Source organism: Nocardiopsis prasina DSM 43845, from assembly GCF_000341265.1.
In the GTDB taxonomy this organism is placed as follows: Bacteria; Actinomycetota; Actinomycetes; order Streptosporangiales; family Streptosporangiaceae; genus Nocardiopsis; species Nocardiopsis prasina.
The window spans coordinates 15,619-41,122 of sequence record NZ_ANAE01000097.1; the positions used below are offsets into that span (position 1 = coordinate 15,619).

The window sequence follows — 25,504 nt, forward strand, 5'->3', positions numbered from 1 at the left end:
CCTCTGCGGGTCAGTCGTCGTTTCCAGCGGGGGTGTTCCTCGCGGCGGACGCGTCGTTGCGCCGTCGTCTGCGGTCATCACTCAGGCGAAGACCGCGGACCGCCTCGTAGGTGGTCTCCAGCGCCGACCTGCTGTCCGTGTAGCGGATCTGGGCCAACCCGACGAACAGGCAGTCCACCACCGTCAGCTGGGCCAGCCGGGAGGCCGTGGCCCCCGAACGGAACATGGTCTCCCGCGCCGCCGTGGTCAGAACGTGGTCGGCGAAACCGATCGGAGACCGGGGGAAGTTGGTGATCGCGACCGTTCGGGCGCCGCGCCTGCCCGCCTCGGTCAACGCCTGCACGGTGTCGATGGTGGTTCCGCTGTGCGAGATGCCGATCGCGACGTCGCTCGCCTCGAGGAGGGCGGCGCTGGTCAGCATCACGTGCGCGTCCGACCACGCGAACGAGGTCAGCCCGATCCGGTGCAGCTTCTGCTGGAGGTCCGCGCCGACGAACGCGCTCGCACCCACTCCGTAGACGTCGATCCGGCGCGCGTTCGACATGGCGTCGATGACCGCGCGCAGCACCTCCACGTCCATGGCGGCGCCGGTCTCCTCGACGGCGCGCGCGTCGGTGTAGGCGATCTTCTGCACGACGGTGACGAGGGTGTCGTCGGGGTTGATGTCACTGGCCAGCTCGGCGGTGTTGCCGCGCGCGCCCCTGGCCTGCCCGGCCTCGGTGGCCAGCGCCAGGCGCAGCTCGCGGTAGCCGCTGAAGTCGATCGTGCGGCAGAACCGGATGACCGTGGCCTCGGAGGTCGCGCAGTCCTTGGCCAACTGGGTGATGGAGGACGCGGCGGCGCGTTCGGGGTCGTCGACGACTCGCTGGGCCACTCGTTGCTCGGCCGGGGCCAACGAGGGGAGCAACGACCTGATCCGCAGGACCGTCGTGGGGACCGGCGGTGCTGGGACGTCGCCACGGCCGCCAGACGGCTTCGGGATTTGCGCCATGGAGGAAAGTTTCTTTCGGTCGTGGTGCAGAGTCAACGCACTGACGGGAAAAACCGGGAGATTCAAGGATTTCAAGGGACGGCCCGTGCGGCAAGTGCACCCGTTCTGATTGCGGTATCCCAGCTCAGACGGCACCCTTGGAGGCGAGGCGGCACGTTCCCACCCAACACACCCGTGTCCGCCTCACAGGGGGGATGAAGCCGTGCCGCTGTACGACCCGCCAGAGGTACGCGGCGCGGCGACCGTCGATCCCCGGGACCCGCCCGAGCCGGCCTCCCACGGACTCCACGTCAGCCTCCTCGGCCGCTTCGGCGTTCAGATCGACGGCGCTCCGCTGAGACTGCGCGGCGACCGCCGCCGCGCCCTCCTGGCCACCCTGATGCTCAACGCGGGCCGGACCGTGTCCACCGACGAACTCATCGAACGCGTCTGGGACACCCCCGGCCAGGCGGCCAAGGGCGCGCTCCAGGTCCACGTGGCCCGCGCACGCGCCCTCCTCGAACCCCTCCTGGGCACGCCGCTCATCCGGGGCGCGGACGGCGGGTACCGGATCGACCTCGACGAGCACCGTTCGGACCTCCTGCTCTTCCGCGCCCTGGCCCGGCAGGCCGAGCTCGCCGCCGCGCGGGGCGAGGCCGACACGCACGCGGACCTCCTGCGCCGTGCCCTGGCGCTGTGGCGCGGCCCGGTCCTGAGCGACGTCACCGCGCCCCTCCTGCACGCCCGGGACGTGCCCGGACTGAACGAGGAACTCCTGCGCGTGGCCGAGCGGGGGTTCGACGCCGCCCTGGCCAGGGGCGAGCACGAACACGTCGCCGCCCGCATCGGCTCCCTCGTGGCCGACCACCCCGAACGCGAACCCCTCATCCGGGCCCAGATGATCGCCCTCTACCGCTCCGGCCGCCAGAGCGAGGCGCTGCGCGTCTACGACAGGGCTCGGAGCGTGCTGTCCGAGCGTCTGGGGGCCGACCCCGGACGTGAACTCCAGGAGACCTTCCACGGCATCCTGCGCGGAGACCTCGACTCCCGGCTCGGCACCCGCCCGGTGACCGGTGGTCCGGTGGCCGGCGCCGCCACGGGCACCCTCGTGCCGCGCCCGCGCACCCACAACGAGACCCGGCCCTGCGCCGCACGCCGCACCGCCCGGCCCGGCGCTGGTCTCGTGCCCGCCGAACTCCCCTCCGCCCCCCGCACCCTGGTGGGCCGGTCCGGCGCCCTGGCCGAGCTCGACCGCCTCGTCGACCCCTGCTCGCCGGTGCCCGGCAGCGTCCTGGTCCGGGGACCGGCCGGTTCGGGGAGCAGTGCCCTGGCCGTGCGATGGGCGCACTCGGTGGCCGCGCACTTCCCGGACGGGCAGCTGTACGTGAACCTGCGCGCCCCCGACGGCAGTCCGCGCCAGCCGGGGGAGGTCCTGCGCCGCCTGGTCCGTTCGCTGTCCGCCGGGACGGTGGACGCCGGAAGCCCGGACGATCCCGCACCCGAACCCGACGAGGTGGCGGCCCGGGCCCGATCCCTGATGGCGGGGCGCCGGGTGCTGATCCTGTTGGACAACGCCGCCACCGCGCATCAGGTGCGCCCCCTGCTGCCGGGCGGCCAGGGGAGCTGCGCCGTCGTGGCCAGTCGCGGCTGGCTGACCGACCTCCTGGTCCGTGACGGCCTGCGTGCCCTGCCGGTGGACGCCCTGCCGGAAGAGCACGCGGTCACCCTGCTGCGGTCGCTGGTGGGCCCCGACCGTTGCACGCCGCAGGCGCTGCGGCGCGTGGCCGAGCTGGCGGGCTGTCTTCCGCTGTCCCTGCGGATGGCGGTGGCCTGGTTGGACGCCCACCCCGATCAGTCCGCGGCGGAACTGGTGCGCCTGGTGGAGAGGGAGGACCCGGCGCACGGGGTCTCGCCCACGGCCCGGATGGCCGCGGTCCTGCGCGCCGGGCCCCTGGGGGCGGGCGCGGTCGCAGGGAAGTACCGACCGGGTCCGGAACCCCGCGCCTGAGTCTGGGCGATCCGTCTTACGGTCGGCTTTCATCCGGGCGAAGTCTTCGGACACGGATCGACGACGGAGACGGCCGTGGGTGACCTGGGACTTTCGAAAAGTGCGGGTTTCGGTCATCCCAAGAGAGGGTTGTGAGATCGACCGGATCTTGCCCAAGGGGTGCTCAGCGGTCAGATGAGTCGCTAGTGTCAAGGCCATGACGCAGAACAACGATCCCAACCTGGACCCGGCGGGAACCACCCAGCACTTCCGCCGTTTCGTCGACGACAACCCCGAGCCCGAGGAGGCTCCGCGCCGCCCGATCCTGCCGCTGGTACTCGCCGGCGTCGGTGTCGCCCTGACCGTCGGCATCATCGTCGCCCTGTTCGTGGCCTTCCTCTAGTCGGAGCGGCACGAACCGTGCCCGGTGGGTTCGTCCTTCCGGGCCAGGGCCGCGATGTGACGGGGCCGACCAGGGGTCGGTCCGGAACCGGTTCGCGGCCACCCCGTGGTCCTGCTAGAGTTAACTCGTTGCCGCAAGGAGCCGCGAGGCCCGAAGCGGAGACCGGCGTCATTAGCTCAGTTGGTTAGAGCAGCTGACTCTTAATCAGCGGGTCCGGGGTTCGAGTCCCTGATGACGCACAGCGAAGGGCCCTGGTGGGCGGAGTTCGTCTCCTCCAACCAGGGCCCTTTTCCGTGTGCCCGGTGAGGCTGGGGGGGGGGTGATCGCGGGTCTCCTTCGTGTTCTGGGGCACATCGGACCGTTTCCGGCCCCGTGTGCTCCAAAGTTCCGGTAGAGTTAACTCGTTGCCGCAAGGAGCCGCAAGGTTCGGAGCGGAGACCGGCGTCATTAGCTCAGTTGGTTAGAGCAGCTGACTCTTAATCAGCGGGTCCGGGGTTCGAGTCCCTGATGACGCACAGCGAAGGGCCCTGGTGGGCGGAGTTCGTCTCCTCCGACCAGGGCCCTTTTCCGTGTGCCCGGTGAGCCGCTCCCGCCCTGGTCAGGGCGGACTCCGCGGAAACGAACTCCCGAATCGTCAGAACCTGCTCACTTCGGGACGCGTCTGGATAGATACCGCCGATACCCCTCCCGAGTCGGTGAGCAACCAGATACCCCGTGGAGTCGTCATGTTGTCCGAAGCGCGCCGCCCCCTGCTTGGCCGAGTCGCCCTCGCGGCCCTGGCCACCGGTGCCGCCCTGTCGCTGTCCGGCTGTGGCCTGCCGCTCCTGCCGCCCGCCCTCACCGGGGGCAGTGACGAACCCACCGAGTCGTACGACGCCGAGGCGGCGGAGGAAGCCGAGTACGACGAGGAGACCGAGACCGAGGAGCCCGTCGGGGCCGAGGACCAGGACGTCAACGCGCTGGCCGTGGGTGACTGCCTGAACGAGATGGAGGTCGAGTACGACGACTCCGTCAGCACGGCACCGATCGTCGACTGCTCCGAGTCCCACGACCTGGAGGTCTACCACGGCGGCTTTCTGGACAGCGGTCTCGACTACCCGGGCCGTGACGAGGTCATCGAGATGGTCGACGAGAACTGCTACGGGGCCTTCCAGACCTTCGTCGGTACCGCCTACGAGGAGTCGGTCCTGGACATCCAGACCCTCTTCCCGATGGAGGAGGGCTGGGAGCTGGGCAACCGCGAGTACCTCTGCCTCATCGGGCAGATGGACGGTTCCCAGACCACCGGGACCCTCGCGCAGACCAACCTGTAGGCGGAGCCCGACCGGGCCCCACCCGCAACGCGGACGAAGGCCCGCGCCGCCGGCGGCGCGGGCCTTCGTCATGCCGGTCGGGTCAGCGGCGTCGGCGGGGTTCCATTGAGGGGGAGGGGCCCCTCCGTTGCGGCGCCGTGACGCCCGGCCCGGACGTCGTGGGGCCGCGAGATGACCCATGCCCGGGCCCGCCTCCTTTCCGTCGCGGGAGAACACGCGATTCGGCGGGTCCCGATGGGTCCCTTTCGATTCCCCGACCTCCTCCCTCCGCCCGGACTTCCGTGCGTCCCACGCGGCGGGAGGGAAACACCCCGGCCCTGGCGTCCGATGCCCGACATCTGGCAGGTCAGAGATGCCGGAACGCCCTCGCTTGGTCACGTGGAGTACTCGCACGCCACACGTTCGTGTTCGTCGGAATACCAGATTGACATCGCCATCACCTGGTGAAATCTTTCGTTCTCGCCACCTTTGTCCCCCGCGAAATCCCCGCACGTAAGAAAGCCCGGAGCTCCCTCATGTCTTCCTCCTCCCCCGCCCTTCGCAGAGCCGCCCTCGCGGTCGTCGTCGCCGGTGCCGTCGTCAGCCTGTCCGCCTGTGGCGTGCTCAACTCCTTCCTCGGGGAGGGCAACGTGATGGAGATCGGGGTGGGGGACTGCTTCACCGACAGCGAGATGCGGACCGCCATGGGCGGCGGGGAGGTCGACAGTGTCCCCGTCGTCGACTGCTCCGAGCCGCACGACGCCGAGGTCTTCCACGCCGAGGACCTCCCGGACGGTGACTACCCGGGCAACGGGTCCGTGTCGGATTCCGTGGACGAGGTCTGCACCGGCAGCGCCTTCGGGGACTTCGTCGGCGTCGACTTCGAGGAGTCGGAGTTCTACGTCGGCGGGTTCAGCCCGACGGTCGAGAGCTGGGACCTGATCGACGACCGCGAGATCCTCTGCTACGTGATGTCCGACGGTGGTCCCGTCACCGAGAGCCTGGAGGGCGCCAACCGCTGACCCGGAGGCGCCCGCCTCGGCGGACCACCCGGCCGCGGTGTCTCCGTGACACGAAGGGCCCGCGCCGTCAGACGGCGCGGACCCTCGTCATACCGAGCGGACGGCCCCTACCTCGGGGCGGTCGGCAGCAGCCACTCGTTCGGGCGCTCGACGTCCGTCAGGAGAAGCCCCGGGTCTCCGTCGAAGGTCGACACCTCGGGGCTCCCCGGACGGGGGATGCCGCCGCACTCGGTGTCCTCCGGAACCACGCCGTCGATCAGGTAGGAGTCCACGACCGCGTTCACGCAGGGGTGGCCCAGTTCCCCGGTGTACGGGTCGCGCATGAGGTAGAATCCGTGGCCGCCCTCGTCCGTGACGGTGAGCAGGGGGCTCTCCAGGCGCTCGGCCATGACCGGTCCACCCTCGTAGAAGGTGTTGGCGTCGTGGTCGGCGGCGATCACCAGGGTCTCGGGGTAGCCGTCCCGCACGAGTTCGACGGGTTTCTCGGTCGGCGCGTTGCGGGTGAAGGTGCACGCCTGCGGGGCGGTCCACAGGGCACCCGTGCCGTACGGGTGCGCGTCCCGGTACTCACGCGACTGCTGGTGGTACAGGCCGAGCCGGTCGGGCCACTCGGCCTCGCAGACCACGGCGGAGAACAGGTCCATGCTCATGTCGAACACCGGGTCCATCTCCGGCTGCTCGAACTCCTCACCCGGGACCGGTTCGCCGTCGACCAGCAGCCGGAGGAACCAGGAGTTGACGTCCCAGTAGCCCTGGTCGCGCGAAGCGCTGAAGGCCAGGAGGTCGAAGGTGGCGCCGTCGACCAGTTCGACGTTCGGCACGTCGTCACGGGGCTCCTCGTCGAGCCGCGCCGAGGTCTCGTCGAAGAGGGCGACGATCCCCTCGGGGTCGGTGCCGAACCCGTACACGTCGTCGTGCTCGGCGAGCCACTCCGTGTAGCGCTCCATGTTGGCCGTGCCAGCGGGGGCCTGGCCCAGGAAGACGTCGCGCCACACCCCGTCCGGGTGGATGGACGAGTCCAGGACGCTGCGGTCGAGCCGCTCCGGGAACAGGGAGCCGTACACCGGGCCCAGGTAGGTGCCGTAGGAGTAGCCGAGGTAGTTGATCCGCTCCTCACCCGAGGCTGCGCGCAGCACGTCCATGTCGCGGGCGGTGTTGGCGGTGGTCATGTGGGGGAACCGGTCGCCCTCGGCGGCGTCGCAGGCCCGGGCGTACCGGATCTTCTCGCGCGTGTCGGTCGAGATCTCGGCGTCGCTGGCACGGGGGCGGATCATCGGGAACTCGACACCGCAGTCGAGAGGTGAGGAGGCCCCGGTGCCGCGGGGGTCCATGCCGATGAGGTCGTACACACCGTGCGCGGACGTCCCGGACAGGGCGGCCGGCATGTGGCGGGCCGGTCCGCCGGGGCCGCCGGGGTTGATCAGGAGCAGGCCGAGGCGTTCCTCGGGGTCGGTGGCGGCGGCGCGGCTGGCGGCGATGGTGAGCCGGGCGCCGTCGGGGTCGCCGTAGTCGAGGGGGACCTCGAACTCGGTGCACTCCAGGTCGGCCGCCACGAGTTCGGGCTCGGGGCACTCGGCCCAGACGATCTCCTGGCCGAGGAAGGGGGTCAGGGCTGACTCCTCCACCGGATAGCCGGGGGAGGGGACGGTGTCGGCGGCGGCTGGGAGCGCTGCCGCCAGGGACAGGGCGAGGCCGGTGGCGGTGGCCACCGCGGCCGCGCGGATGGTGGTGCGTGCTCGGGGCACGGGGGGTTCCCTCCGAAGTCCTGCCGCCGGTGGGGGAGCGGGCCCGTTCCGGCAGGCGCTGGTGATGACTCCGTGACAGTACGAAGCGCCCAGAGAGCAGCAAAACCATCAAAAGTAGCGTCTTTGGAGGAGTGGCCGAATACGGCCACAAGTCATTCGGATATTTGTGTAGTTATGTCATTGTTTGTTCTTTTTGTGATGCCGATCCTGTCGCGCAAAAGACGCCGTTTGGTCACGAGGGTGGCGTGAGCCACAGCGGTGGCGTTACCGTGATGTTCTATTAGGAAAGTTTCCTAATAGATCCGTGCCTGCCCCCACCACCGCCGTGCCCCCCTGCTCGAAGGAGCCTCGTGGCCACCGAAATCGCGGCCTCCCCACCACCCCCGGACACAGGTGAACCCGCGCCCGCCGCCCCAGGGACGATCCAACGCCTCCTGACCCGGATCTGGCGCAACTACGTCTTCGTGAAGGTACGCAAGGCCCTCGTCGTGGTCTTCGTGGTGGCCAACGTGACGTTCTTCCTCGGCCGGGCCATGCCGGGCGATCCCATCGACGTCATGGCGGGCCGCCTCACCCAGGGCGGCATGTCGATGAACGAGGCCCGGGCCATCGCGATCCACTCGCTGGCCTACGACCCGGACGCGCCCCTCTTCCGGCAGTGGTGGGAGTTCATCGTCGGGCTGTTCACGCTCGACCTCGGCGGGACCATCAACCGCCCCGGCTTCAGCGTCACCGACGCCATCGGCGCCTACCTCCCCTGGACCCTCTTCAGCATCGGCGTCGGCACCCTCATCGCGATCGCCCTCGGCCTCGCCCTGGGCATGATCATGGCCTACCGCCGCAACCAGATCCTGGACCACGTGCTCAGCGTCGTGGCCTCGGTCCTCGGCGCCGTCCCGAACTATCTCATCGCCATGGTGCTGGTCGTCGGCGGCGGCATGTACCTGGGCTGGTTCAACCCCATCGAACTGCGCGGCACCCTCAGTCCCGGTGTCCAGCCGGAGTTCACGCTGAGGTTCGTCGGGGACGCCTTCTTCCACGCCGCCCTGCCGATCGGCACCTACGTGCTGGCCATCATCGGCACGTGGATGCTCGTCATGAAGGCCTCCACCACCGAGGTGCTCGGCGAGGACTACGTGACCGTGGCCCGCGCGCGGGGACTGCGGGACGGACGCATCGCCACCGCCTACGTCGGCCGCAACGCCGTTCTGCCGCTCGTCGCCCAGATCGCGATCTCCTTCGGAACCCTGGTCGGCGGCGCGATCTTCGTCGAACAGGTCCTCGTCTACAAGGGCGTGGGCGGGCTGCTTCTCGACGCGGTCAACTACCGCGACTACCCGCTCCTCCAAGGGCTGCTCATCATCATCACCTCGTGCGTGGTGATCGCCAACCTCGTCTCCGACCTGCTCTACAGCAGGCTCGACCCGCGCATTCGGAACTAGGGCGTGACCGGCGGACACGAGCCCTGCCGCGCGTCGCCCCAGCGGCACCGGCACGGCGTTCTGATCAGTCGAGAGCCCGACCCGGGCGGGCCCCCGCGATGCGACGACCGCGGAGCGGGGCGCAGCAGGCGTAGGCCTTCTTCGGCCAGTGCCAGCACCGCCCACCCGTCACCCGCCACCGCCCCCGACGGAGGCCTTCGGTGCGGGACACCCGTCTGCCCCGCTCGCAACGGGCGGCATCCAACGAACACGCACTAAAGGGACGACCCCATGGCAGTCACCACCGCACCAGAGTCAACGGGCGTCTGGGGCACCATCTGGCAGGGCATCACCCGCAGCACCAGCGGGTTCGTCGGGCTCTGCCTGGTCCTCAGCGTCCTCCTCTTCGCCTTCGTGGGCCCGCTGCTCATCGACCACCACAACCCCACGGACGTCAGCAAGATCTGGGGACCGATGAGCTCCGAGCACTGGCTCGGAACCAACCACGAGGGCAAGGACACCCTCACCCAGCTCATCCTGGGCGGACGCGAACCCATCCTGGTCGGCTTCGTCGCCGCCCTCATCACCGTCGCCATCGCCGTGGTCCTGGGAGCGGTGGCCGGGTACGTCCGAGGCCGCCTGGACCACCTGCTGCTCCAGCTGACCGACATCACGATGACCATCCCCTTCATCGTCCTGATGCTGGTCATCGCCTCCTTCTACCGCACCTCCTCCCCGATGGTGGTCTCCCTCATCATCGGGCTGGTCACCTGGCCCTTCCTGATGAGGTCCATCCGGGCACAGGTCCTCTCACTGAAGGAACGCGAGTTCATCGAGGCGGCCCGGCTCCAGGACCTCGGCACCGCGCGCATCCTCTTCGTCGAGGTGCTGCCCAACATGCTGGGCTACATCTTCATCAACTTCATCATCGCCATCACCAACGCCATCTACGCGGTCGTCGGCATGTACCTGCTGGGCCTGCTGCCCAGCACCGCCGACAACTGGGGACTGATGATCCAGCAGGCCTGGGACAACAACGCCTTCCTCCTGCCCCAGGCGGCGCCCTTCCTCATCGCCCCGATGGTGATGATCATGCTCTTCCAGATCGGGCTCGTGACCATGACCCGCTCCCTGGAACAGGCCCTCAACCCACGACTCCGGGACAGGTGAGCCCCGTGAACGACCTCCCCGCCACCCCGGGCGACCCCGGCCCCCTGTTGTCCGTCCGCGGCGTCGACGTCGGCTACCGGACCGGGCGCAGGACCCAGGTCACCGCCGTCCACGACGTCTCCTTCGACCTCCACCCCGGCCAGTCGATGGCCCTGGTCGGTGAGTCCGGCTGCGGCAAGACCACCCTCGGCCTGGGACTGCTGCGCCTGCTCCCGCGCACCGGCGTCGTCTCCAAGGGCGAGATCCTCTTCCGCCGCAAGGACGGCACCCGGGTGGACGTGCGCACCCTGGAGAAGGAGAAGCTGCGCCGCTTCCGCTGGAACGAGGCGGCCATGGTCTTCCAGGGCGCCATGAACGCCTTCAACCCGGTGCTGAGGATCGAGGAGCACTTCCTCGACACCTTCCGCGCGCACGAACCCGCCGGCCGCCGCCGCTCCCGCAAGGAGATCATCGAGCGCTCCGCCGAACTGCTGGAGATGGTGCGCCTCGACCCGGCCCGCGTCCTCGACAGCTTCCCGCACGAGCTCTCCGGCGGCATGCGCCAGCGCAGCCTCATCGCCCTGGCCCTCGCGCTCAACCCCCAGCTCATCATCCTCGACGAGCCCACCACGGCCCTGGACATCCTCACCCAGCGGTCCATCGTGGAGCGTCTGGCCGAGCTGCGCGAGGAACTGCGGTTCTCGATGGTCTTCATCACCCACGACCTCGGCCTGGCCGCCGAACTCGCCGACCGCGTCGGCACGATGTACGCCGGTCGGCTCATCGAGACCGGGACCACCCGGGACATCTTCTACCGCTCCCGGCACCCCTACACCTCGGCGCTGATCAATTCCGTGCCCCCCGTCGTGGGCGACCTCCACGTCCCCGAGTCCCTGCCCGGCGGCCCGCCCAGCCTGCGCTCCCTACCCCCGGGCTGCGCGTTCGCGCCGCGCTGCGCCCACGCCCTGGACGCCTGCACCGCCACGCGCCCCATGCTCGACGTTCTCCAGTACCGCGACGCGGGCCTGAGCCACACGGCCGCCTGCCTGCGCTCCACCGACGCCGCACTCCACGCCGAGGGGGTCTCCCGTGATTGACCGGACCGTCAACCCCGCCCACGCCGAACCGCGCCCCGACGACACCGCGCCGCGTGCCGCCAGCGCGGTCGGGCACGGCGGAGCCCCCGCCCTCAGCGACCCGGCTCCCGGCACCGTCGTCGACGCCGCCAGCACCACGGAGGCCATCGAGGCCGACGAGCGCCGCGGCCAGCCCCCCGTGCTGACTCTCAAGGGGGCACAACAGGTCTTCCGGACGTCCCGGGGCGAGGTCCCCGCCGTCGCCGGGGTCGACCTCGACGTCCGACCCGGTCAGGTCCTCTGCCTGGTGGGGGAGTCCGGCTGCGGCAAGACCACGACGGCCCGCATGGCCGCCGCCCTGTCCAGCCCCACGGCCGGTTCGGTCCTGTTCCGCGGCAAGGACGTCGCCGCGATGGACCGCAAGGAGCGGGCGGCCTTCCGGCGCTCGGTCCAGTACATCCACCAGGACCCCTACGCCTCCCTGAACCCGGTCCGCACCGTCTACTCCACGGTCTCCGCCGGGCTGCGCCGCCACAAGCTGGTGAAGAACCGCCACGAGGCCCGCAGGGTCGCCGCCGACCTGCTGGAACGCGTCGACCTCACCCCGGCCGAGGACTACCTGGACAAGTACCCCCACCAGATGTCCGGGGGCCAGCGCCAGCGCGTCGCCGTGGCCCGGGCCCTGGCGATGGAACCCGAGGTCATCATCGCCGACGAGTCCACGTCGATGCTGGACGTGTCCATCCGCGTGAGCCTCCTCAACACCCTGGGCAGACTCCGCGACGAACTCGGCGTGAGCTTCCTGTTCATCACCCACGACCTCGCCGTGGCCAAGTACTTCGCCTGGCGGGGCGAGATCGCGGTCATGTACCTCGGCAAGGTCGTGGAACACGGGCCCACCCCGCAGGTGGTGAACGACCCCCGGCACCCCTACACCCAGGCGCTCATCTCCGCGGTCTGCGAACCGGACCCGGACCTGGCGAAGAACAAGGAGCGGGTCCGGCTGCGCAGCTCTGACATCCCCGACCTCACGGACCTGCCACCGGGTTGCGACTTCCACCCGCGCTGCCCGATCTACGCCCAGGGCAGCTGCGACACCGTGCGGCCGCCGCTGGTCCGCAGCCACGACCGGCTGCTGGCCTGCCACGTCGTGACCCGGGGGTGAGGTGAGTTGCTGCTCCTCGTCGGACGCTTCGGCCTGTTCGTCGGAGCCTTCCTCACCCTCGCCTGCACCCTCATGGCCGTGATCACATCCCCCGGCACAGCCGAGTTCGTCATCAGTGTCGTCACCGTCGGTGTCGGCCTGGCCGTACTCGCCCTCGGTCTGCTCGCCGTCCTTCTGGAAAGGAAGCGTCAAGAATGACCTCCACCCCCTCGCGCAACGCGATCCTGAACGATCTGAGCAGGAGGCGGCTCCTCAAGGCCGTCGGTCTCGGCTCGGTCGGGGTGGCGGGCGCCGGTCTGCTGTCCTCCTGCTCCGCCGACAGCGGCGGCAGCTCCGACGCCACACAGTTCACCGGGGTCTTCGACTACGACCTGGACTCCATGACGCGCAACGTCCACCGTGAGGACGGCGCGCTGCTGCTCGGCTCCGTCTACAAGGACCTGTTCCTGTGTCCGGGCGGCGTCTTCAACTGGGCCGAGCACGACTGGGACCACCTCCTGCTGGAGGGCCACGAGTGGGATGGCAACGACCTCCTCCTGACCCTGCGCTCCGGGCTGAAGTGGAGCGACGGCAACGACCTCAACGCGGACGACATGATCCGCAGCTACGCCATGCGCGTCCTGGAGGCTCCGCCGTGGGGCTTCGGCTTCCCCCAGGTCCAGAACCTGGAGAAGCTGGACGACCTCAGCGTCCGCCTCGGTTTCGAGAACCCGTTCCCCAACATCGAGCGCAGCATCATCAAGCACCGCATCGTCTCGAAGGCCACCTACGAGAACTTCGGCGAGCGGGCGGTCGAGATGGTCAACGACGGCGTCCGCCAGGGCGACGACGAGCACTCCGAGTGGAACGCAGAGTTCATCGAGTTCAACCCGGACGAGATCGTGTGCAGCGGCCCGTACATGTTCGACGAGGCGCAGATGTCGGACGCGCGCATCACGCTGGTGCGCAACGAGGACGGATACCAGGGCGCCGAGGTGAAGTTCGACGAGGTCGTCATCCACAAGGGCGACAACCGGCAGTCGGCACTGCTGGTCCAGCAGGGCGAGGTGGACTACTCCACCCTGGCCCCCTCCGCCGCCGACCAGCAGGCCTTCCAGAACGTGGAGGGCTTCCGCTGGATCGAGCACGCGGGCTACGACGGCTGCGGCATCATGTTCAACCACAGGGCCAAGCCCGAGGTCCAGGACGTGCGTGTGCGCAAGGCGCTCGCCTACGTCCTCGACGGCGACCAGATCGGTCAGGTGGCCCGCGGCGAGGGCTACAGCCGCGTCACGCACTACGCGGGTCTGGCCGACATCCAGGCCGAGGAGATCCTCACGGCCGAGGAGCTGGAGGACTTCGAGAACTTCGACCAGGACCTGGACAAGGCCACGGAGCTGTTGGAGGACGCCGGCTGGACCAAGGAGGGCGGCAAGTGGCTCCTCCCGGACGGCGAGGAGGCCAGCTTCGAGGTCATCGGTGTCGCGGGCTGGGGTGACTTCGAGCTGACCGCCACCCAGGTCGAGGAGGCCTGGAACGCCTTCGGTATCAAGACCGAGGCGCGCAACGTCCCCGAGGACAACCCGTGGGGTATCTGGGGCGCCGGCGACTTCGAGGTGGCCGTGCGCCACTGGGGCAACCCGGAGCAGCCCGACTACTGGGGTGCCTTCCAGATGAACTTCCTCACCGAGAACGCCGGAACGGAGGACTCCCCGGGCCAGGGGTTCGACCTCCAGGTCGAGAGCCCCTCCCAGGGAGAGGTGGACATCGCGGAGCTGGTGGACACCGCCCAGCGGGCCGAGAACGAGGAGGAGCAGAAGGAGGCCCTGAAGACGCTGGCCGTCGTCTTCAACGAGCTCCTTCCCCGCATTCCGATCTGGACCTACAAGTACCTCTCTCCGGCGGTCGAGGGGGTTCGCGTCAAGGAGTTCCCGACGGACACTCCCACCTCCCAGAACGAGCAGTACCAGGACAACCACGTCATCCTGGCGCTGATCCAGGGCGATCTGGAGCCGGTCGAGGGCTGAGAGACGGGCCCCCGGCCGTGAGCCGGGGGTGAACCGAGCCGGTCCCGGGCGGGGGCGGGTGCCTTCGGGCCCCGCCCCCGCCGGTGTGCCCGGACGCCGTCGCGTGAATTACGGGCATGCGTGAGTTTGTCCCATGAGGGACCGTTTGTGCGCGTTCGAGGCGAAGCGGGGTGCGGGTGGCCCGGGGCCCTCCGGGGCCTTCGCCATCCGACTCGCGCGCCAGACCAATCGCCGTGGTCTCGACTCGAGAAGGTCGAGGGTGCCGCGATCTCGGCGGCCTCGTGATGGGCCCACCTCGTTCCGAGCTTCCTCTGAACGCGACTGAATCGCGCCCGGGGGGTCGCACGCTCACCCGTGCGGGTGCCGCCCGGTGTTCGACCGTGTGAGTGGGCGGATTCGACCCCTGTGTGACCAAGACCGTACCCTTCGACGAGACCGGAACGGAACCCGGTCGCCGCGGGACGACGGGGAGTCTCCTGGAAACGCGTCGGTGCTGGTCAACGCAGTTCCGGTCAGGTCGGGGCCGACCGTGGGCCGACTGGTGGCGGGCGGCCGTCGCGTATCCTCGCGAGAAGGTGACACCCGGCAAGAATCAGACAAACCAGGACAAATGCACCGATTTCAAAGTGGTCCCAGTGGTCACTTTTCCAGTGTTTCCCCACGTCACCCCGGTGGCGGCCGGGGTCCTTTCGGCGGATCTTCGATTCTTCTGTCAAGCTGGGCGTCCTTTGTTAGTCTGACGAACCGAACGACGGTTCCCGGTGGAAGTACGGGAATTGTGTGGAGCGGGGACACTTGTCCGCCGGATCGGGCGCTCTCCTCCGGCCCCGGTCACGCGCCACGATCCCCTCCCGCCATAACCGTCGAGGCGTCCCCCCGGCGTTAGGGGCGTCTGGTCGTCTCACGGGCCGAGAGGACCCGAGGAACGATTTCCTCCCTGGTCAGGGCGGTGGTGCGGGGCCACCGCCATCCGCCCACCTGATGCGAGGAGACGAGATTGTGGCACAGGCGCAGTCACCGCAGGAACGCGATGACCACTCCCTGGCCAAGATGATGTCGACGGAGGATGGGCGTGGAACCAGGCGTGAAGGAAGGTTCCGCCGGGCCATCTCCCGGATGGTCAAGTCCCAGGAACCCCCGTCACCGGAGACCGAGCAAGGAAATCCCGTGCATCAGCCCGTGCATCCGCACTCGCAGAACCCCGACCGAACGTCGGACGGCGAGGAGACAGCCGCGACGGAGCCCCCCACCGGACCCTTCTCCGCGTCCGCCGAGAACGGTTACCGTCCCACCTCCCGGGTGAGCGTCCCCAACCCCTACACGACCCGGAACCTGGAGATCGACGACGTCGACACCGGCGCCAACCAGGTCGGCCAGTGGCGCGGCGTCGGACTCAACGAGCCCGAACCGCGCAGCCCACACATCCCCGCCACCACGGACACCATGACCGACAGCCCCAGACCATCAGAGCACACAGAGCGGCCCGAGGCCCCTGTGTCACCCACGGCACCGGCGACACCGGAACCGGCGGCAGCCGCACGGCACACGCCGGGTCAGCGCGCCAGCCACGAGCCCCCGAGGGTCGAGGCGCCCAGGGTCGACCCGGGCGCGCATGAGGCCGCCCAGGGCGGCGCCCAGCGTTCCGCGGCGCCGGTCGAGTCACGGTGGCCTGCCACCGACCCCGCCGCGCCGCAGGCGCAGTGGACGCCCCCTCAGGGTGACTCGCCCTACGAGCAGCCGCGCCCCGCGCCCGCCCCCTCCCATGTGCCGGAACCGGGCCGGGACCACCGGGCGACCGGTCAGGGCCCCCACGCCCCGTACGGCTACCAGGGCCAGCCCGAGCACAACGGCTACCGGAACCCCCAGGGCTACCCGGACGCGCGCAACCACCAGCCCCAGGGCTACCCGGAGGCGAACGGATACCAGGAGCCCCGGTACCTCCCCGGCCACCCGGAACAGGGCACCCACGCCCCCGGGTACCAGGGGCACGGCTACGGCCGTCCCGAGGCCGCGCCGCACGGCTACCAGCGGCCGCCGCACGAGGCCCAGGGCCACCCGTACGCCGGGTACCCCAGGGCCGACTACGCCCCGCACCCGCCCGCGCCGCACTACCCGTCCTACCCGCCGCCGCTGCCGTACCAGAGCGCCTACCCCCTGCCCTACCAGCCGCCCGGCTACGTCCTCCCGGGCCAGCCGGTCGTCTACCCGGGCCAGTTCGCGCCCTACGGGCAGATGAGTCCCTACGGCCAGCCGGTCCAGCACGTCATCGTGCTCGCCGCCGGGCAGCAGCCACAGGTGATCACCGCCGACTCCGCCGCCACGTTCTTCGCCGAGCGCGCCGAATCGTCGGACTCGCCGGAGATCGGCCAGGACCGGGCGCTCACCCGCTCCGAGAACGGGACGGACACACCCACCGCCGACGAACCGGCCCAGAAGGAGACCGAGCCCGAGTCCGGGACGGCTCCGACCGAGTCGGCCACTCAGGCGCGGGATGCCCAGGCCGTCACCGAAGCACCCGCCCCGGAGCCGGAGACCGCCGCGTCGGCTGCGGTCACCTCCGAGCGGCAGGACGACCCCCAGAGCGACCTGCTCAACGAGGCGCTCGCGGGTCTGGCCATGCGGGACCTCTCCCTGGTCGATGCGCTCCTGGAGATGGTCGAGGCCCTGGAGACCGGTGCCCAGGACCCGGACCTGCTCGACAAGCTCTTCCAGATCGACAACTTCGCGACCCGTATGCGACGTAACGGTGAGAACTTCCTGGTGCTGACCGGGCACGACGGCGGCGAGTCCGATGCGCACGACGAGATCGTGCCGCTGCTCGACGTCGCCCGCGCCGCGACCTCGGAGATCAAGGACTACCCCAGGGTCAGCCTGGGCAAGATCCCACAGACCTCCATCACCGGTCTGGCAGCCGACGACATCAGCCACCTCCTGGCCGAGCTGCTGGACAACGCCACCGCGAACTCGCCCGAGCACTCCCAGGTGGTGATCAGCGCCCGCGAGCTGGACGACGGCCGCCTCATGATCGTCGTCGAGGACGAGGGCGTGGGCATCCCCGAGGCCCAGCTGAGGGAGCTCAACGGCCGTCTGGACGGCGAGCCCGTCCTGGACGACGAGGTGCCCAAGCACATGGGCCTCTACGTGGCCAGCCGGATCGCGCGGAAGCACAACCTGGAGACCAGGCTGGAGTCGCGCTCCTTCCGGGGGGTCAGCGCCTACACCATCGTTCCCAAGGAACTCCTGCGAGTGGCCACGCCCCGGACGCCCGGGCAGCCCCGCACCGCCACGATTCCCAGCACGAGCGCGCCCGTGACCTCGACCGGCCCGATCCCGCAGCAGTCCTCCGACGACCGTGCGCTCAAGGGCACCAGCGCGCCCAAGGCCCCGCCGAAGCCCGCTCCCGGAGGGAACTCGACGGTCACCTCGGCGGGTCTGCCCCGGCGCAGCGCCACCCCGCACGGTTCGCCGCTGCGGATGATGCCGCACCCCGACGCACTGTCCGAGAACCCGCCGCCCCCGCCGAAGGGCCGGGACGACACGCCGCCCCGACTCACCGGTGAGGCCCGAGCGGAGCAGATTCGTGACGAGCTCGGCGACTTCCTCGACGGGGAACGCGCCGCACTCGACGGCGAGGACCTTGAGGACGACAAGGAATGAACCTCCCAGCGGGGGCCCAGGAGTCCGTCCGGGTCCTCACAGCCCAGACCCCCAGCGAACACGACCTTCGGCCGAGGCAGGTAGAGCACAACCATGACTGAATCCACGAACGACAGCGTTGAGAACTTCTCGTGGCTCATCGACCGGTTCGTCCGGGACGTGCGCGGTGTCGAGCACGCCGTGGTGGTCTCCTCCGACGGCCTGGTCCTGACTCACTCCAGTGACTTCCCCGAGGTGCACGCCGAACAGCTCGCGGCCATCGCGAGCGGGCTGCACAGCCTGGCGGTCGGCGGTGCGAGTCTGTTCCAGAGGGGTGAGTGCGAGCAGCTTCTGGTTCGCTTCAACCACGGCCACCTGTTCATCATGGCCATCAGTGACGGTTCCTGCATGGCGGTGCTGACCGCACCCGGTACCGAGCTGAAGATCGTCGGTTTCCAGATGGCCAAGCTCGTGGACAACGTCGCCCACGTGCTCACTCCGCAGTTGCGTTCGCAGCTGCGCGAGGTCATCCAGAACTGACGACGGTGACCCGTAACGGTTCGGCAGGAATGAGGTTGCCGCGGCTATGAGCTTCCGCAGGCGAAGGAGTAACCGTGTTCGCCCGTTCACCTTCACAGGTGGGCGGACGCGGTCACGGCATCCGCTGATGGTGCAGACCCTGGTCTCGACGTCCGAGCCCGGGCAGGAACCTCCTGGCACCCTCATGCCGGAGTCGATCAGTATCTACAAACTGTGCCGGGAGACGCGGTCTCTCGCTGAGGTGTCGGCCGAGTTGAACATCCCCCTGGGTGTGACCCAGGTTCTGGTCAGTGACCTGGCCGAGCAGGACCTGGTGTACATCCACCCGACCATCACCGGCAGCAGTCCGTCCGAAAACCAGGTTCTGGAGAGGGCTCTTCGTGGTCTCGAACGACTTTTCCAGTGACAACAGGTCGAATCGCAAGAAGATGTCGAGCAAGATCGTCATCGCCGGTGGCTTCGGTGCCGGCAAGACGACCTTGGTGCGCTCGGTGTCGGAGATTCCGCCGGTCACGACTGAAGCGATCATGACCGAGGCCAGCGTCGGACACGACGACACCTCGGTCACACCCGACAAGACGACGACCACCGTCGCGATGGACTTCGGCCGCATCACCATCGACGACGAACTGGTTATGTACATGTTCGGCACGCCGGGGCAGGCCCGGTTCTGGTTCATGTGGGACGATCTGGTCCGCGGTGCCGTGGGCGCCGTCGTCGTGGTCGACTACTTCGAGACCAACAAGCGGATCCCCTACATCGTGGCGCTGAACAAGTTCGAGGGGCACCTGGACTACACCGCCGAGCAGGTCCGTGAGGCTCTGGAGGTCAGTCCGGAGGTGCCCATCATCGACTTCGACGCGCGACACAGGATGTCCGGCGGCGACGTGCTCAAGACCCTGTTGCGGTACGCGCTGGAGCACAACCGAGCGAGTGAGCCCGTCGCCTGACAGGCGGGGGCGTTCGGTCTCCCCCTGACCGATCCTCCCCGCGGCCCCGTAGATTCCCAGGAAAGTTAGCGACACAATGCGCAAGATCCTTATCGTCGGCGCTGGCCACGCCGGCCTGCACCTGGCCCACGGTCTCCTGACCCATGGCTACGACGTCACGGTGATCACGGGGCAGTCCTCCACGGAGATCCGGACGGGGCGGCCGTCAGTCACTCAGTTCACCTTCCCGACCGCCCTGGACTACGAGCGCGAGTACGAACTGGATCTCTGGAGCGCCCTCAGCCCCCAGATCCGGCAACAGCGCATCCACCTGTATCCCGGGGCGGACCGATCGACGCTCTCCCTCAAGGGGCGGACCGGCAAGGCCAACGACTACATGGTGGCCGTGGACCGCAGGGTCAAGATGGCCGACTGGCTGGAGTTCTTCGAGGACCGGGGCGGCAAGGTGGTCATCCACGGTGTCACCGTGACGGATCTCGACTACTTCTCCCGCATGTTCGACCTCATCGTCGTCGCGGTCGGCCACGGGGAACTCGGCCAGCTCTTCGACTACGACGAGAGCCGGTTCACCGGAGCCCGCCCGCGCTCCATCGCGCAGGCCCAGATCTACGACGTCTGGCCGAGTTCCGAGGACGACGACAACGTCGGTTGGGCGTGCTCCGCCCGCGAGGCCGGGAACACCATCTTCATCCCCATGCTGAGCCAGGACGGCCCGTGCCACAACCTGCTCATGGTGGACAAGCGCGGTGGCCCCATGGACGCCTGGCCGGACCGGCCGGGCCCCGAGGAGCAGCTGCGCCGCATGAAGGACCTGCTTCGCCAGTACTCCCCGGAGTACTACGAGCGGGTCAAGGACGCCCAGCTGGTGGAGGGTGGCCGCAGCACCCTGATCGAGGACCTGACCCCGCAGGTGCGCAACCCCGTGGGCACGCTGCCGTCCGGTGGAAAGGTCCTCGGGATGGCGGACGTCGTCGTCACCATGGACCCCTACGTGGGTCAGAGCTGGAACAATTCCACTCGGTGCGCGAAGGCCTACCTGGAGTCCATCATCGAACACGGCGAGCGCCAGTTCGACGAGGATTTCCTGGTGAGGACCTTCGACAGGTTCTGGGAATTCGGTCTGCACAACCAGATGTGGTCCGAGATGAATTCCACGATGTGGGACCAGGGTGACCTGCCCGCCCACTTCTACGAGCTGGTCGAGACGGCCTCGACGCACACGGAGGTCGCCGACCGCTGGATCCAGGGTTGGGACTATCCTCCTGACTTCGCGTCTTGGCTGCTCGACCCGGAGGAGTCCATGAAGTACATAGCCGAGGTCCGAGCGCGCAACGGGGAGTGACCCGTTCCGAGCTCGCCTCGCGGTGCCCGATGTCCACGGACATCGGGCACTTTCTTTTGGTAACAAAATTACGAAGATCTCATTTTTGTCATGTTCTTAATTCGGTCCAATAAATGACCGAAAATAAGTGTTCCGTTGTCATCTGTCCTGAATCGTCGATACGATCCCCTCTGCGTATGGCTCAAAAGCGCATGTGGGGCGTCTGCTCCAGGCGTTCACGAAGCCGTGTGCGGCCTGCCCGTCCCTTCGGTCGGCCATCCGGGTTCCCGAACGCGGAGCCCGATCGGGGAACTCGTGCCGGTGGCCACCGATCCGACCTTCGCGGACACGGCGGTGCGACTCCACCCACGCGAGACCGCGGGTCGACCCCGTAACATGCCCCGGGCCAGGACCCGTTCGGGGTGAGGACGTCGAGTTCGACCGGAGGAACGCGATGACCAGGGATGCTGACGGCGGCGACGTTTCCCGCGCGCCCATAGCCGTGGTGGGGCTGGCCTGTCGCCTCCCCGGAGCCTCGAACCCCGACTCCTTCTGGCGGTTGCTCTGCGAGGGGCGGGAGGCCATCACCCCGCCGCCCGAGCGCCTCGGCTGGACCTCCTCCCAGCGGGACCACCACTGGGGCGGCTACCTGGACCGCGCGGAGGACTTCGACGCCGCGTTCTTCGGGGTCTCCCCGCGCGAGGCCGTGGCCATGGACCCCCAGCAACGGCTCATGCTCGAACTGAGCTGGGAGGCGATCGAGAACGCACGCACCGCCCCCGACAGCCTCCACGGGTCCCGGACCGGCGTGTTCACCGGAGCGATCTCCTCGGACTACGCGCATCTCCTGCGCGACGTGCCCGCCTCGCACCACAGCCTCACCGGCGGCCAGCGCGGCATGATCGCGAACCGCGTCTCCTACACACTCGGCCTGCGCGGGCCGAGCATGACCGTGGACAGCGGGCAGTCCTCGTCCCTGGTGAGCGTGCACGCGGCGATGGAGAGCCTCCGCAACGGTGAGTGCGACCTCGCGCTGGCCGGGGGTGTCAACCTCATCCTCCTGCCCCAGAGCACCGAGTACGTGGAGCAGTTCGGCGGGCTCTCGCCCGACGGACACTGCTACACCTTCGACTCCCGCGCCAACGGCTACGTCCGGGGCGAGGGCGGCGTCGTCATCGCGCTCAAACCCTTCGACCGGGCGCTGGCGGACGGCGACCACGTGCACGCGGTGCTCTCCGGTGGTGCCGTCAACAACTCCGGCTCCACCGCCTTCCTCGCACGACCGGAAGCAGAGGGACAGGCGGAGGTGGTGCGCGCGGCGCACCGCCGGGCCGGGATCGACCCCGCCCACGTGGGCTACGTGGAGCTGCACGGCACGGGCACACCGGCCGGTGACCCGGTCGAGGCCGCCGCTCTCGGCTCCGGCTTCCNNNNGGCGCCCCGCACCCGTGCGGGTGGGCTCGGCCAAGACGAACGTCGGGCACCTGGAGGGGGCGGCCGGAATCGTGGGCCTGCTCAAGGTGGTGCTCAGCCTCTCCCACGGACTCCTGCCCCCCACCCGGAACTTCTCCGCACCCAACCCCGCGATCGACCTGGAGGGCCTGGGGCTGCTGCCGCAGACCGCGCGGGAGCCCTGGCCGACCGACACCCCGTTGGCCGGGGTGTCCTCCTTCGGCATGGGCGGCACCAACTGCCACCTCGTCCTGGCGCCGCCTCCGCCTCGGCGCTCCCCCGACACCCCGCGGCAGTCGCCGGGGGAGGGGGCTCTGGACCCCGTGCCGTGGGTCCTGTCCGCGAGCTCGGAGAGTGCCCTGCGCGCCCAGGCGTCGGTCCTGCACTCCTTCGTGTCGAAGCGTCCCGGTCTACGCCCGGAGGACGTCGGCTACTCCCTCGTCAGCACCCGCACCGTGATGGACCACAGGGCGGTCATCCTGGCCGCTGGCGGCAGCGGCACCCGTGAACTGGAGTCGATCCGTCCCTCCGGCGCTCCGACGGCGGCACGGGACGGACGCGGACCGGTCATGGTCTTCCCGGGGCAGGGCGGACAGTGGGAGGGTATGGCGCGCTCGCTCCTTGACGGCGACGGCCGTCTGGCGAGGATCTTCGGTCGGCGGCTGCGTGAGTGCGAGCGTGCGCTGGACCCCCATGTGGAGTGGTCACTCAGCCGCGTGCTGCGGGGCGAGCCCGGGGCGCCGCGCTACGTCGGCCCCGGGGCGCGCGTGGACGTGGTGCAGCCGGTCCTGTGGGCGGTCATGGTGGCCCTGGCCCGGGTGTGGGAGGCCATGGGGGTGCGCCCCGCCGCGCTGATCGGCCACTCCCAGGGGGAGATCGCGGCGGCCCATGTGGCCGGGGTCCTGACCCTGGACGACGCCGCCAAGGTCGTGGCCCTGCGCAGCCAGGCGCTCGTCACCCTCGGCGGCAGCGGTGCCATGGCCTCGCTCGGCGTCTCGCCGGAGCGGGCCGGGGAACTCCTGGAGGACCTGCCCGACCTCCACCTGGCCGCCGTGAACGGGCCCGAGTCCGTGGTGGTCTCGGGCTCCCCGACGTCCGTCCGTGCCGCCGTGGACCACTGTGTGGACGCGGGTGTGCACGCGGCCCTGGTGGACGTCGACTACGCCTCGCACTCGGAGCACGTCGAGAGGATTCGCGAGACCCTCCTGGAACAGTTGGAGGGGATCTCACCGCGCGAGGCCCGGATACCGGTGCTGTCGACCCTCACCGGCGGGGAGCTCGGCACTGACGGCCCGACCATGGACGGACAGTACTGGTACGAGGGTCTGCGTCACCCGGTCCGCTTCGCCGAGACCGTCTCGGCGGCCGTCGCCGACGGCCACACGACGTTCATCGAGGTCGGTCCGCACCCCGTGCTGGCTCACGGGATCGAGGGTGTGCTCGCCGCGCACGAGTCACCGGGTTCGGTCCTGGCGACCCTGCGCCGTGCCCACGGGGACACGGCCCAACTGCTCACCGCCGCCGCTCAGGCCTTCACCTCGGGCCTGGACGTGGACTGGGGAAGCCTGTTCCGGGGGGCGGGAGCCCACCGGATCGACCTGCCCACCTATCCCTTCCAACGGACCAGGTACTGGCCGGAGTCGGTCCCCGCCGTCGAGCCCCGGGAAGCCGCGGTGACCGCCGTGGGCAGGGGAGAGGCCCCGGAGAGCGGTGGGACCGTCGGTCTGGTGACCTCCCTGTGCGCCAGGGTCCTGGAGCTGGACACGCTCACGCCCGCTGACGAACGACGGGCCTTCCGCGACCTCGGCTTCGACTCGATCATGCTGCTGGAACTGGCTGATCTGGTGGAGGACGAGACCGGTGTCCGGTTGGAGGACTCCGTCCTCTTCGAGCTCCCCACCGCGGTGGCCCTGGCCGAGCACGTCGCGAAGGAACTGGGCGAGGAACCCGTGGTCGCCGCGCGCCCCGAAGCCACGACGCGTCCGGCCGCGACCGTCTCCGCGTTCGTGCCCGGGACGGTCGACGACGATCCGATCGCCATCACCGCGATGGCCTGCCGCCTTCCCGGCGGCGTTCGCTCCCCGGAACAGCTGTGGCGACTGGTGGAGGAGGGCACCGACGCCATCGGTCCCTTCCCGGACAACCGGGGCTGGGACCTGGACGCCCTCTACGACCCCGAACCCGGAACCCCGGGACGCACCTACACGCGCAACGGTGGGTTCCTCCACGACGCCGACCTCTTCGACCCCGGCTTCTTCGGGATCAGCCCCCGTGAGGCCGACGCCATGGACCCGCAGCAGCGGTTGCTGCTGGAGACCTCGTGGGAGGCCATCCAACGGGCCGGAATGGATCCCGCCAGCCTGCGCGGAGAACAGGTGGGCGTGTTCGTGGGCGCGATGCCCACCGAGTACGGCGCCCGTCTGGCCGATCCCGCCAACAACGCGGACGGTGGGTATCGACTGACAGGGAGCACCCTGAGCGTGGCGTCCGGCCGCATCGCCTACGTGCTCGGTCTCCACGGTCCCGCCCTGACCATCGACACCGCCTGCTCGGGCTCGCTGGTGGCCCTCCACCAGGCGGCCTCCGCCCTGAGGCGGGGGGAGTGCTCCATGGCCCTGGCCGGGGGCGCCACCGTCATGGCCACCCCCGGCATGTTCCTGGAGTTCTCCGCCCAGCGCGGGCTCTCCCCGGACGGTCGCTGCCGTGCGTTCGGCGCCGGGGCCGAGGGGACCGCCTGGGCCGAGGGGGCCGGTGTCCTCCTGCTGGAACGGGCCTCCCAGGCGCGTCGCAACGGTCGGCCGGTGCTGGCGCTGCTGCGCGGCAGCGCGGTCAACTCCGACGGCGCCTCCAACGGACTGACCGCGCCCAACCCGGAGGCCCAGGAACGGGTGATCCGCCAGGCCCTCGCAGCCGCGGAACTCGACCCCCGGGAAGTGGACGCGGTCGAGGCACACGGCACGGGAACACGCCTCGGAGACCCCATCGAGGCCACCGCCCTGATGTCGGTTTACGGCGGGGAACGTGAACACGACCTCCTGCTGGGTTCCCTCAAGTCCAACATCGGCCACGCCCAGGCGGCGGCGGGCGTGGCCGGGGTGATCAAGACCGTGGAGGCGCTCCGCCACGGCCGTCTGCCCCGGACCCTGCACGCCGAGGAGCCCACGGACCGCGTGGTGTGGCGTGACAGCGGCGTTCGCCTGCTGTCCGAGGAGGCCGCGTGGCCGGACACCGGGCGGCCCCGCCGGGCCGCGGTGTCCTCCTTCGGGATCAGCGGGACCAACGCGCACGTGGTGCTGGAGGGGGCGGCCGACGAGGGTGCCCCGGTCACGGTGCCGGACGACCCCTTCCGACGCTCCCGCCACTGGCTGC

At 69.7% G+C, this 25,504-nt stretch carries 18 protein-coding genes, 2 tRNA genes and 1 pseudogene; 19 read left to right on the forward strand and 2 right to left on the reverse strand.

Annotation, left to right across the window (positions count from 1 at the left end):
* Nucleotides 1-10: 10 nt before the first annotated feature.
* Complete coding sequence (locus D452_RS0108275) at nt 11-991, reverse strand: MurR/RpiR family transcriptional regulator (protein WP_026129087.1); 981 nt, start codon at nt 989-991, stop codon at nt 11-13.
* A 202-nt stretch (nt 992-1,193) separates the two neighbouring features.
* Between D452_RS0108275 and D452_RS0108280 the strand changes: the two genes are divergently transcribed.
* The 6 genes from D452_RS0108280 to D452_RS0108305 all read left to right on the forward strand — a co-directional run bounded on the left by D452_RS0108280 (nt 1,194) and on the right by D452_RS0108305 (nt 5,674).
* Nucleotides 1,194-2,978: a BTAD domain-containing putative transcriptional regulator gene (locus D452_RS0108280; RefSeq protein WP_017543688.1), complete on the forward strand. Its 1,785-nt coding sequence runs from the start codon at nt 1,194-1,196 to the stop codon at nt 2,976-2,978.
* Between the two features lie 196 nt (nt 2,979-3,174).
* Nucleotides 3,175-3,360, forward strand: a complete 186-nt coding sequence (locus D452_RS0108285) for a hypothetical protein (protein WP_017543689.1) — start codon at nt 3,175-3,177, stop codon at nt 3,358-3,360.
* Between the two features lie 165 nt (nt 3,361-3,525).
* Nucleotides 3,526-3,599, forward strand: a tRNA-Lys gene (locus D452_RS0108290).
* Between the two features lie 202 nt (nt 3,600-3,801).
* A tRNA-Lys gene (locus D452_RS0108295) sits at nt 3,802-3,875 on the forward strand.
* Nucleotides 3,876-4,085: 210 nt separating this feature from the next.
* The gene (locus tag D452_RS0108300; protein WP_017543690.1) at nt 4,086-4,673 is read left to right on the forward strand and encodes a septum formation family protein; all 588 of its coding nucleotides are present in this window, start codon (nt 4,086-4,088) and stop codon (nt 4,671-4,673) included.
* 515 nt (nt 4,674-5,188) lie between these two features.
* Entirely contained in the window at nt 5,189-5,674 is a 486-nt protein-coding gene (locus tag D452_RS0108305; protein ID WP_017543691.1) for a septum formation family protein, read from the forward strand.
* 107 nt (nt 5,675-5,781) lie between these two features.
* Here the strand turns inward: D452_RS0108305 and D452_RS0108310 are convergent, their stop codons facing one another.
* Nucleotides 5,782-7,419 (reverse strand): alpha/beta fold hydrolase, encoded by a 1,638-nt coding sequence (locus D452_RS0108310; protein WP_017543692.1) that lies wholly within the window; start codon nt 7,417-7,419, stop codon nt 5,782-5,784.
* A 350-nt stretch (nt 7,420-7,769) separates the two neighbouring features.
* On the opposite strand from D452_RS0108310, the gene D452_RS0108315 reads away from it, so the two are divergent.
* From D452_RS0108315 to D452_RS27930, 13 genes and pseudogenes are all read left to right on the forward strand, one after another.
* Nucleotides 7,770-8,861, forward strand: coding sequence for an ABC transporter permease (locus tag D452_RS0108315; RefSeq protein WP_017543693.1), 1,092 nt, complete (start codon nt 7,770-7,772; stop codon nt 8,859-8,861).
* A 270-nt stretch (nt 8,862-9,131) separates the two neighbouring features.
* Nucleotides 9,132-10,010, forward strand: coding sequence for an ABC transporter permease (locus D452_RS0108320; protein ID WP_017543694.1), 879 nt, complete (start codon nt 9,132-9,134; stop codon nt 10,008-10,010).
* Between the two features lie 5 nt (nt 10,011-10,015).
* Nucleotides 10,016-11,086 carry an ABC transporter ATP-binding protein gene (locus D452_RS0108325; protein WP_026129088.1) on the forward strand — a complete coding sequence of 357 codons (1,071 nt, stop codon included), beginning with the start codon at nt 10,016-10,018 and terminating at the stop codon, nt 11,084-11,086.
* Nucleotides 11,079-12,230, forward strand: coding sequence for an ABC transporter ATP-binding protein (locus D452_RS0108330; RefSeq protein ID WP_017543696.1), 1,152 nt, complete (start codon nt 11,079-11,081; stop codon nt 12,228-12,230). Before D452_RS0108325 ends, D452_RS0108330 begins: the two co-directional genes overlap by 8 nt.
* Before the next feature lie 6 nt (nt 12,231-12,236).
* Nucleotides 12,237-12,428, forward strand: coding sequence for a membrane protein (locus D452_RS0108335; RefSeq protein ID WP_017543697.1), 192 nt, complete (start codon nt 12,237-12,239; stop codon nt 12,426-12,428).
* On the forward strand, nt 12,425-14,236 hold the full coding sequence (locus tag D452_RS0108340; RefSeq protein ID WP_017543698.1) for an ABC transporter substrate-binding protein: 1,812 nt from the start codon (nt 12,425-12,427) through the stop codon (nt 14,234-14,236). The genes D452_RS0108335 and D452_RS0108340 overlap by 4 nt, the downstream gene beginning before the upstream one ends.
* A gap of 1,167 nt (nt 14,237-15,403) precedes the next feature.
* Nucleotides 15,404-17,893 carry a sensor histidine kinase gene (locus tag D452_RS0108345; RefSeq protein ID WP_239646341.1) on the forward strand — a complete coding sequence of 830 codons (2,490 nt, stop codon included), beginning with the start codon at nt 15,404-15,406 and terminating at the stop codon, nt 17,891-17,893.
* 93 nt (nt 17,894-17,986) lie between these two features.
* On the forward strand, nt 17,987-18,412 hold the full coding sequence (locus D452_RS0108350) for a roadblock/LC7 domain-containing protein (protein ID WP_017543700.1): 426 nt from the start codon (nt 17,987-17,989) through the stop codon (nt 18,410-18,412).
* Nucleotides 18,413-18,458: 46 nt separating this feature from the next.
* Nucleotides 18,459-18,818: a DUF742 domain-containing protein gene (locus D452_RS0108355; protein WP_013151545.1), complete on the forward strand. Its 360-nt coding sequence runs from the start codon at nt 18,459-18,461 to the stop codon at nt 18,816-18,818.
* Between the two features lie 22 nt (nt 18,819-18,840).
* Nucleotides 18,841-19,362, forward strand: coding sequence for a GTP-binding protein (locus D452_RS0108360; RefSeq protein WP_017543702.1), 522 nt, complete (start codon nt 18,841-18,843; stop codon nt 19,360-19,362).
* A gap of 76 nt (nt 19,363-19,438) precedes the next feature.
* Nucleotides 19,439-20,704: a styrene monooxygenase/indole monooxygenase family protein gene (locus D452_RS0108365; protein WP_017543703.1), complete on the forward strand. Its 1,266-nt coding sequence runs from the start codon at nt 19,439-19,441 to the stop codon at nt 20,702-20,704.
* 433 nt (nt 20,705-21,137) lie between these two features.
* Nucleotides 21,138-22,191, forward strand: a pseudogene (locus D452_RS31945) (beta-ketoacyl [acyl carrier protein] synthase domain-containing protein); the annotation flags it as partial.
* 15 nt (nt 22,192-22,206) lie between these two features.
* On the forward strand, nt 22,207-25,504 hold a 3,298-nt coding region (locus D452_RS27930; protein ID WP_239646342.1), incomplete at its 3' end, for a type I polyketide synthase.

What these genes read in the sequence shown, in the direction of transcription:
- D452_RS0108275 (WP_026129087.1), bottom strand. Translation starts at nt 991, where the DNA reads ATGGCGCAAATCCCGAAGCCGTCTGGCGGCCGTGGCGACGTCCCAGCA.
- D452_RS0108285 (WP_017543689.1), top strand. Translation starts at nt 3,175, where the DNA reads ATGACGCAGAACAACGATCCCAACCTGGACCCGGCGGGAACCACCCAG.
- D452_RS0108300 (WP_017543690.1), top strand. Translation starts at nt 4,086, where the DNA reads ATGTTGTCCGAAGCGCGCCGCCCCCTGCTTGGCCGAGTCGCCCTCGCG.
- D452_RS0108305 (WP_017543691.1), top strand. Translation starts at nt 5,189, where the DNA reads ATGTCTTCCTCCTCCCCCGCCCTTCGCAGAGCCGCCCTCGCGGTCGTC.
- D452_RS0108320 (WP_017543694.1), top strand. Translation starts at nt 9,132, where the DNA reads ATGGCAGTCACCACCGCACCAGAGTCAACGGGCGTCTGGGGCACCATC.
- D452_RS0108340 (WP_017543698.1), top strand. Translation starts at nt 12,425, where the DNA reads ATGACCTCCACCCCCTCGCGCAACGCGATCCTGAACGATCTGAGCAGG.
- D452_RS0108350 (WP_017543700.1), top strand. Translation starts at nt 17,987, where the DNA reads ATGACTGAATCCACGAACGACAGCGTTGAGAACTTCTCGTGGCTCATC.
- D452_RS0108355 (WP_013151545.1), top strand. Translation starts at nt 18,459, where the DNA reads ATGAGCTTCCGCAGGCGAAGGAGTAACCGTGTTCGCCCGTTCACCTTC.
- D452_RS0108360 (WP_017543702.1), top strand. Translation starts at nt 18,841, where the DNA reads ATGTCGAGCAAGATCGTCATCGCCGGTGGCTTCGGTGCCGGCAAGACG.
- D452_RS0108365 (WP_017543703.1), top strand. Translation starts at nt 19,439, where the DNA reads ATGCGCAAGATCCTTATCGTCGGCGCTGGCCACGCCGGCCTGCACCTG.